We start from the raw sequence: 7,739 nt of genomic DNA, 5'->3' as shown, positions 1-7,739 counted from the left end.
TATATCCGCATAACTATCTTTTATATTGCTAACAACTATTTCATAAAAGAAAACAGCCTCTTTTAAGAGCTTCTTTTCAAACAAGTGCTCAGCTACAAAAAAAATAATCGCTATATTTTTAGAAACCTCTAAGAGCCTAGAAACAACCAACTCAATACAATCATACCTACCAATTTCTGCACAACGTACTAAATAAGGAACTATCCTCGATTTAGATACTTTATTTTCTGAAATACACTCATCTACATATAGATCATACATCCATCCAAGCTCATAATTAAACGCTTTTGAAAATGCATCTAATTGCTTAATTGTAATAGCTCTACGCCTATTTAAAATTTCGCTTAAATGTCCAACTTGAATACCAGATAATTCACTCAACTGCGTCAACGTGCATTTTTTATCTTCCATGCATTTCTCAATTTCTGCACGTATTGACTTCTTTACTTCAAACACCCCATAATCCCCCTTATTTAACAAAATAATGGCAATTTTAGTATATTTTATATTTTAAGGAGTTTTATTACTAGTGTTATTGAGTTGAGTTGTTTGAGTTTGTTTTGTAAATGTAGTACAGCGTTACCATTGAAAAATTTATTTAGGGAACTTTTTTCACAGCAGACTGTAAGACGGTCTAGGGATAGCATTGTAGAGGTTTTTACACCCCCCTCCCTTTTCTTATTACTCCCCTTCAACAACTCTCATATTGGCTTTCTGGAGACTCTGTGAACAATCCAGGATAAGGAACGTTACCATTCAATAGTCACAAAGTGTAGGCAAAGCCTACAAGACCAGCTTTTTAAATGGTCACATAAGATGACACAAAGTAACCTAAATTTCAAAAACGTGGACACATACACAAAATGAAACAAATAGATACAAGGTTTATAAGGGTCACGCAGATCCGCTCAACCTGCTAAAAAGTAAAAAGCCCTGTACTCATTCCTCCCACAATGGAATAGACACAGGGTCTTTTAGTTTGTACATCGCTCTATTAATCTAGCTTATTCACTTATAAGCAAATAGATGCCCCAAGGTGTTCGTTTCGTAAAATTTTGTTCTGGGGTGTGGCTATGTAAGTGTTCCACCTAAAATCTCAACTGACACAGGCTGTTTAGATGTAAACCACCCCCCATCAAGACAGTTATCGTAAACGCATCGTAAAACCCCATTCAAATAGAGTGTTTTTGCATTTGTTCAGTTGATCAAATGTACTGTTTACAAGGCTTTTTCACATACAAAAATTGTATCGTCCTATAACAAAAGACGCTGTTTACATGTGTTCAAATAGGGTTTGGGAGAAGCCCAAAATTGCAAAATGCAGACCCGTTGCGGTTAACATTTGCGAATCTTGCTATTGGTTAAAACTCCTGATTTAAAGTATATTTTCCCATGTTATACGTTAATTTAGGCACAATTTGTCTTATAAGATTCTTATAAGATTTCATAAAAAAACAAAAAAAGACAGGTTTTACCCTGTCTAAACTCAGCAAATTTAGATATAATAAACAATAACAATTTTGATGCTTAGTTTAATCTATACTCGTGGTTGGGTTCTAGATTAAACTCTATATCTATGATTTTGCCGTAGTGTTCACTCGTGTACGAACTTGTGAACACTCTTTTTTTGTCTTCTACACTTGTATCTACTTTTAAATCATTCTGACGTATAAACGTTGCAATTTCCCAAGGATTCGTAAGGACTATTGGCTTTGTCATATTTCTACTTGTGGTATAACATTTTTTCTTTATCATTCGAATGTCTGCTTCTGCTTTAGTCATATACTTCGAAATGTAAGCTCCCACGTTGTCTACATGGTCGATAGCATTGATTTTGACGTATCCATGCCCCCATATCTCCCCTAGTGTCTTTTTGGGTACATAAGGCAAATCTGACATCATGTGATAGTGTACCGCTCCACGCTCTTGAAACTCCATTACGACTATGTACTTAAACCCACCGTATTTTCTTCTCATCCGCTTAATAAAGATATCAAAATGCTTTCTGGCTTCTTCTACATCTTGCATGTTCTCTTCATAAGTCAACGTAATGAATTTAGAATGTCTGTTGAAATTAGCGTTCACAAGATTAATTACTTCGCGTCTAGCCCGCTTATTAGATCGTGCCCTACTGTCTAAAGACTTGTCCATTTTATCTTTTTCGTTGTCTATAACTTTGTCCAGATCGGCAACCAGATCACTTGTAAACGACTCTTCTTCAGCAGACACATATCTACGTCTAGTAAATCCGCTGTAAACAGGGTTTTCATATTTTCGTAAACGGATGATGTCACCCGCAATAATAAGTCTCATATTTGAGCATTTGTGATTAGGCATTAATAGAAATTCACCTCTCCTTTTCTATATACTTCTTCTCCCTTTTTCTTCCATTTTTTTTTTTTGAATAAAAATCGCTGAACCCCCTGATATCACTGCTTTTTTTAGCGAATTTTACCCACTTTTTGCGGTGAGATGTGTGACGTAAATCAAGTCTAATAAGGAAAACTCGCTCCGCTCGCCACAACCTCAAAACCTTTAAAAGATTAAAAACCATTTTACTACGAACAAATGTTTCCGCAAACCTCACAAAACCTAACTTTTAAAATTTTTAGTATTGCAGGTTTAAACCCTCCTTTGATAGACTGTACGTAACTGAAAAGGGTAGTCTATTCCTAAAAATGGGTAGACTAAGCCCACATATGTGGAGAAGAGTCACCCTGACCGCCAAGTCATATAAGGGTGGCTTTTCTTGTGTATTAAGTCTAGCAAATGTTACCTATTTTTCAAACACCTTTTGATAGAAAATCCTCCTACTGAAATTTTGGTAGGAGTTTTTTATTTCTTCAAACTCATATGCCTCTCAGACCGTCTCTATTGCCCTTAAAATCGTTTTTTTATTATACCATATACAAACTATCAATTCGAACTAAAAAACGCACCTTACCCCCTTACGATCGCTCTCAGGCTATAGTGTAGACAATAATAGATTTTCGCCAACTAGCTTTTCCTGTTCTCCCGTAATAGTTTCTACCATGACCTACGCTAGAGAAAATAGGCTCTAATAGGGCACGTCCAACTCTACATATTGGTCAAGCCATATCGTCCGTGTAACTGCTTCAGATTTATGCATAGTGTAGGTTCAATAAAAAGATGGCTAAGACACAATCCGAGCCTTAACAGGACTCTCTTGCGTCTCAACATCCAGCACCGATCCGATCCAATCCACTCCACTCAAAAAAATCCCTCTATTATTGATTTCAAAATAGAAGGAAAAAACGTTGTTATAGCAAAGTTTCTGGCATGTTAACCACTACTCATAGTTTTGTGATCATTTATGCACCCACTTTAGTGATCGTTTTGGTAGTCAATTACTCTCAAACCTCCATAAATAAAAAAGAAGCTCCGACCGCCCCTAGAGGGTCGGTTCGGTCTTCATCGTTGCATGCTATTCTTTCAAATTGATAGATGGTGCATAGAATTAAAGATTATTTAATAATCTATTTCTTTATCCCACCAGCTAATAACTTTTTACGGATTCCTCGCACTTTTTGGATGTAAAAAGTCTTTTGATACAAAAAGTAAGTTCCAGACTTCCTTGTTTACCAAGGAATTTCGGAGTTTCTAGTTACTAGGTTTACTACTGGTTTTACTACTTGGTTTGTTACCTGATAAATCTTCTAGCTTCTATTTGTTCGTTAAAATGTTTTTTGTATTTTTCAATAACCTCTATTTTTTGAAATGTAATCCAAGAAAGGATGATGAAAAAAATATAACGGATATATGGGCTTTCCTTACCATCATCATAAAAAGCTTCCTTACTACTCAATCCAACCCACCCCCTTTCATGAAAACAACCCCATGAACAAAACGAAGGAGCTTCCCCGATCTGTGAAACCTCAGTCATTATTTTGAAGATGGGGGGGCTATTTGCCTTTCCAGAATTGATACCATTTTTTCTTTGGCTGTTCTGGCTGTTCTTGTGCCGCAGCCAATAATTTTTTGGTTTCCATTATCTCATTGAGAGACTGCATTAATCGTTCATCACGCAGTTTCAATGCGTTATCTATATATTCGTCTCGCCTTTGAAGTTGTTCGAGTAACGCTTGATTGAACGCTTTTTGCTGTTCCATGTATTCTTCCATCTTATCTATTATTTCTTGATAACGCTCATCAGAACGCTTTTTATCATGGGGAACGATACTCGTTTCTTTATGCGTTATCGAGTGATCTGAATACATAGTACATACGGCTTTTGAAGCGTTCTCCATACTCATTTTCTTATTCAAAAATTCCTTCATCTTTCGTAACGCTACAATATCCCGTTCACGATAAGCACGCCGATCATGTTCGTCTCGGAGTATGCAGTATCCGTCAGCCTCTAAACGTAATGACCATTTACGTAAGGTACTTACTGATATATCTAGTAATTCAGCTACATCATTTGCCCAATAAGTCCGTTCAAAGCCATTCTCCATATCGTTCTCACCTCGCTGTACTAGCTTCTAGTGAGAATGAGTAAATCCTTTTGAATACAGTATACTTTATATTTAATTTCACATTCGATTCGTTCGGGTTTTCGTAAAAAACAATGCGTGCAGCTGAAAGATTCCTGGGCTTTTTTTCTCGAAAAGACGAATAATTTTTAAACCAGGATATTGGCCAACTTATCAAAAGACGAAAATAAAACGCCCGAATTTAAGGATTCGGACGCTTGTTTACATAATGGCTATTATTGGGACTCAAGGTTTGCTTAGTTAGTTTTTCTTAAACTCTTAGTTAGTTTTCCTACTTGAAGACAAGCAGCGATTGTTAGTAAAGATACAACTAAAGGTTTAATTGCTGTTTGATCGTTTAAAAACATGTACACATCAAACCCAATTAAGAAAACAAGAAAGAGTACCTCTACGTATATATTTTTTTTGGGTGTCGGTTTTTTTCTGAAAAACATGAAGCCTAATAGTAGCACAATCAACAGGATACCTATTGTGTTAACGATATTGAAAAATGAAACAATGCCCATTGTATCACCCCTTTGCTTTATGAAGTTGAAAATATTCTTTAATTTAATAAAAAACTACGTCTGTAAAGCAATCTTTATGGACGTAGTTTTTTATTAATATTATATATGAAATGTGTTAGATGATTTAACGTGGGTATACATTAGTATTAACAACAGTCCAACCAATATCCACGTTTACTCCCTTTCTTGTTTTATTCTCAGCAATATCTTTAGCTAATGTGTAATTACCATAAGAAAAGATGGCTGCTACAACTGCGGCAACTTTTGACGTACCCATATCAGGAACAATTGTAGACACAGCTGAAATCAATGCCCACTTATCTCCGTTTCTTTCGCATGCTCTTTGTAAATCATCAGCTTCATCTCTGTCCAAACTAAAATGGATACCCCACCAATGTGCATCCCAATCTGCAGCATATCGAGGCCCCTCTGATTTATCACTTAAATCACCTATAGAAACTAGTTCATCGTTAACGATCTCCAATTCTCCTGATTTGATCAAGGCGTTAATCCTATTAACACCTTTTTCAATCAATTCATAAGCTTCATTGCTGATCTTTAACTTAACTGATTCATCTATGTGCAGATACCCATCTATATCAGGCTTGATGCCATTGCCAATACCTTCAATATTTTCAGAAAGTATACGCAATGCTTCTTTGTCTACGTTAACTGTTTCAAATTTGCTTTGATTTTCCATTACGCTGGCATGTTTTTTTTCGGTTGCTGCAAAAGCAGATGCAGGTGCAACAGCTGCTGTTGCTAGTAGTGTAGCTACAGATAAGGCTTTGACAATTTTTTTCACAATAATTAACTCCTCTGCTGTGATATTTTTTCGATATGGAGGTAATTTCTAGATGCAGGTTTTGCTGGAACTATGGCCACCTTTTTATGCTTTTTTTATTGCCCTATGTTGATGGCAGCTATACTAATAATGCCAATATTTTAATATTAGCATATTTTCTGGAATTTGTTTCATTTTTTGGATTGTTCAGGCGTGCTATTTCTCGTTTGAGAAAAACATTTAAATCTCTCAGTCCCAAACGGGCAAACATTGTTGTCTCTTACATGATCTGTCTCGATGAGAGTCACCTCATGCTGGCTCTTTCGATTTTCCTTATGGGTTTGTTTTGTTTCAAGTACGGTTTTAGCTTTATTCTTTAATTCAAGCCGGCGTGCAAGCCATTGACGTCTTTTTTGCTTTTTTAGTCTTGTTCTTTCACTCGAGTCACCCCATACCAACATGATGAACCTCCTAGCTGTCTTTGAATAGCTGAAAAACGGCTCTTTAAAGTCCCCAAAGGTATCTGATGGTTTCCGTACAGCCATGCTTGACAGCTTATTTGGTAAGTCGAAGTAATGCTTTTTGAGTTGCAACAATGCAATCATCTAGTTGCTGGCTAATTTCCAAAACGGATGGGCTGGTAAATGAACCTTCAGAAAAAAACAGTTGCACTAACTTCTGTCGTAATACTTCGGTTGTTCGCTGCAAATCGCAATCATTCTGTGATAGGCTGATAGTATAATTCCCTTGGTTGGACATTCCTCTGCTGTTGGTCAAAGGGATGTCCTTTTTCACGTCACAAGCATTATTTTTGATTTCAACCTCCCTCCTTCAATTCCATATATTTACTATTTTAAATTGTACACTAACTTCCCAGATTTTAAGGTTTGCCAAAAATGGGAAGGTACAAAAATAAGCACCCCTAATTTTAAGGGTGCTTTGATATACAAAAGGGATGCCTTTAAAATTTTTTAACCGCCCATTCCATGTGTGAAAACAGTAACTACGGATTGCAAGGCGACGCTACATACTGCCAGATAAAACATAGCTGCGTTTTTCATCTTTTTCATCCCTCTCCAAAATTTTTTGTAAAAAATTTCTCTGATCTTCTGATGAGTAACTACGGTATCTCCAAAATAGCGAAACGCATTGCCTAAATTTCTTTTGATGACCCAACTTATCAGCAAGGTAAATGCAATGTAAAATTTCTTCCAAAGCACTTTCAATGCATCCCTTTTTTAAATCATATATGGTCTTGCAATAACGAAAATGATAATGTCTTCCAATGTTCACAGAATCAGTATAATTGTTAAATTGACTAATATGTATCGAAAATTTTTCCAAAATATGGTCAACCGAATAGTCATATTTAGTAGCTGACTCCATGATTGTAAGAAGTCCCGCTGTTATCTCACTAGGATGTTTTTCAAGAAATTTAACATAATCCATCAAAACATCTCTTTTACCTGCCAATAGTTCAAACACATAAAAATTAGCTTTTGACCACATATGAAATTTTTTTACTTCTTCTTTTCCCTTATCGTCCAAATTTGGAAACCAGCTAAGGTCAGAATAACCTGCAACGCACTTCTTAGCCTCTTCGTACAGTCCTTGCATTTGTAAGGCTACGCTTTTTGCTAAGAATCCCTGACCGTAATAAACAACTAAATGACGCTCTGTTTCTAACGGTTCTAATTTGACCAATTGACTTTTATAAACCAAAGTAGCTAATTCTCTAAGCTCATCCGCACACTGTTCTATGTATTTCCATTTCTCTAACATAAAACACACATTAGCTAAATGTAATAGCGCATCCAATTGGTGGTTTTCTGGTAGTCTATTTCGATATGGATAAAACTGAATAACAGCCTCCAAAATATTGTTTGAACTTTGTAACTGACTAGCCCTAAATATTCTATAACGGCTCATCACAGA

Annotated in this window: 8 protein-coding genes; all 8 read right to left on the bottom strand. The window is 36.0% G+C overall.

The window, feature by feature from the left end; translation table 11 throughout:
• The coding region (locus tag QZ995_RS23325; RefSeq protein WP_301812299.1) for a helix-turn-helix domain-containing protein at nt 1–456 on the bottom strand (456 nt) is incomplete at its 3' end.
• A 1,071-nt stretch (nt 457–1,527) separates the two neighbouring features.
• Nucleotides 1,528–2,337 carry a rolling circle replication-associated protein gene (locus QZ995_RS23320; RefSeq protein ID WP_301812297.1) on the bottom strand — a complete coding sequence of 270 codons (810 nt, stop codon included), beginning with the start codon at nt 2,335–2,337 and terminating at the stop codon, nt 1,528–1,530.
• Between the two features lie 1,324 nt (nt 2,338–3,661).
• On the bottom strand, nt 3,662–3,826 hold the full coding sequence (locus QZ995_RS23315; protein ID WP_301812295.1) for a hypothetical protein: 165 nt from the start codon (nt 3,824–3,826) through the stop codon (nt 3,662–3,664).
• Between the two features lie 97 nt (nt 3,827–3,923).
• On the bottom strand, nt 3,924–4,475 hold the full coding sequence (locus QZ995_RS23310; protein ID WP_301812293.1) for a MerR family transcriptional regulator: 552 nt from the start codon (nt 4,473–4,475) through the stop codon (nt 3,924–3,926).
• 669 nt (nt 4,476–5,144) lie between these two features.
• Nucleotides 5,145–5,825, bottom strand: coding sequence for a hypothetical protein (locus tag QZ995_RS23305; protein ID WP_301812291.1), 681 nt, complete (start codon nt 5,823–5,825; stop codon nt 5,145–5,147).
• 170 nt (nt 5,826–5,995) lie between these two features.
• Nucleotides 5,996–6,265, bottom strand: coding sequence for a hypothetical protein (locus tag QZ995_RS23300; protein ID WP_301812289.1), 270 nt, complete (start codon nt 6,263–6,265; stop codon nt 5,996–5,998).
• Nucleotides 6,266–6,359: 94 nt separating this feature from the next.
• Nucleotides 6,360–6,563, bottom strand: a complete 204-nt coding sequence (locus tag QZ995_RS23295) for an aspartyl-phosphate phosphatase Spo0E family protein (protein WP_301812300.1) — start codon at nt 6,561–6,563, stop codon at nt 6,360–6,362.
• A gap of 264 nt (nt 6,564–6,827) precedes the next feature.
• Nucleotides 6,828–7,739: DNA-binding protein (locus QZ995_RS23290; protein ID WP_301812287.1), on the bottom strand; the 912-nt coding region annotated here is incomplete at its 5' end.

The sequence above is a fragment of the Brevibacillus laterosporus genome (assembly GCF_030489605.1).
Lineage (GTDB): Bacteria > Bacillota > Bacilli > Brevibacillales > Brevibacillaceae > Brevibacillus_B > Brevibacillus_B laterosporus_E.
Note: the sequence above shows the minus strand (reverse complement) of the source record. Positions and strands in the feature narration are given on the sequence as shown.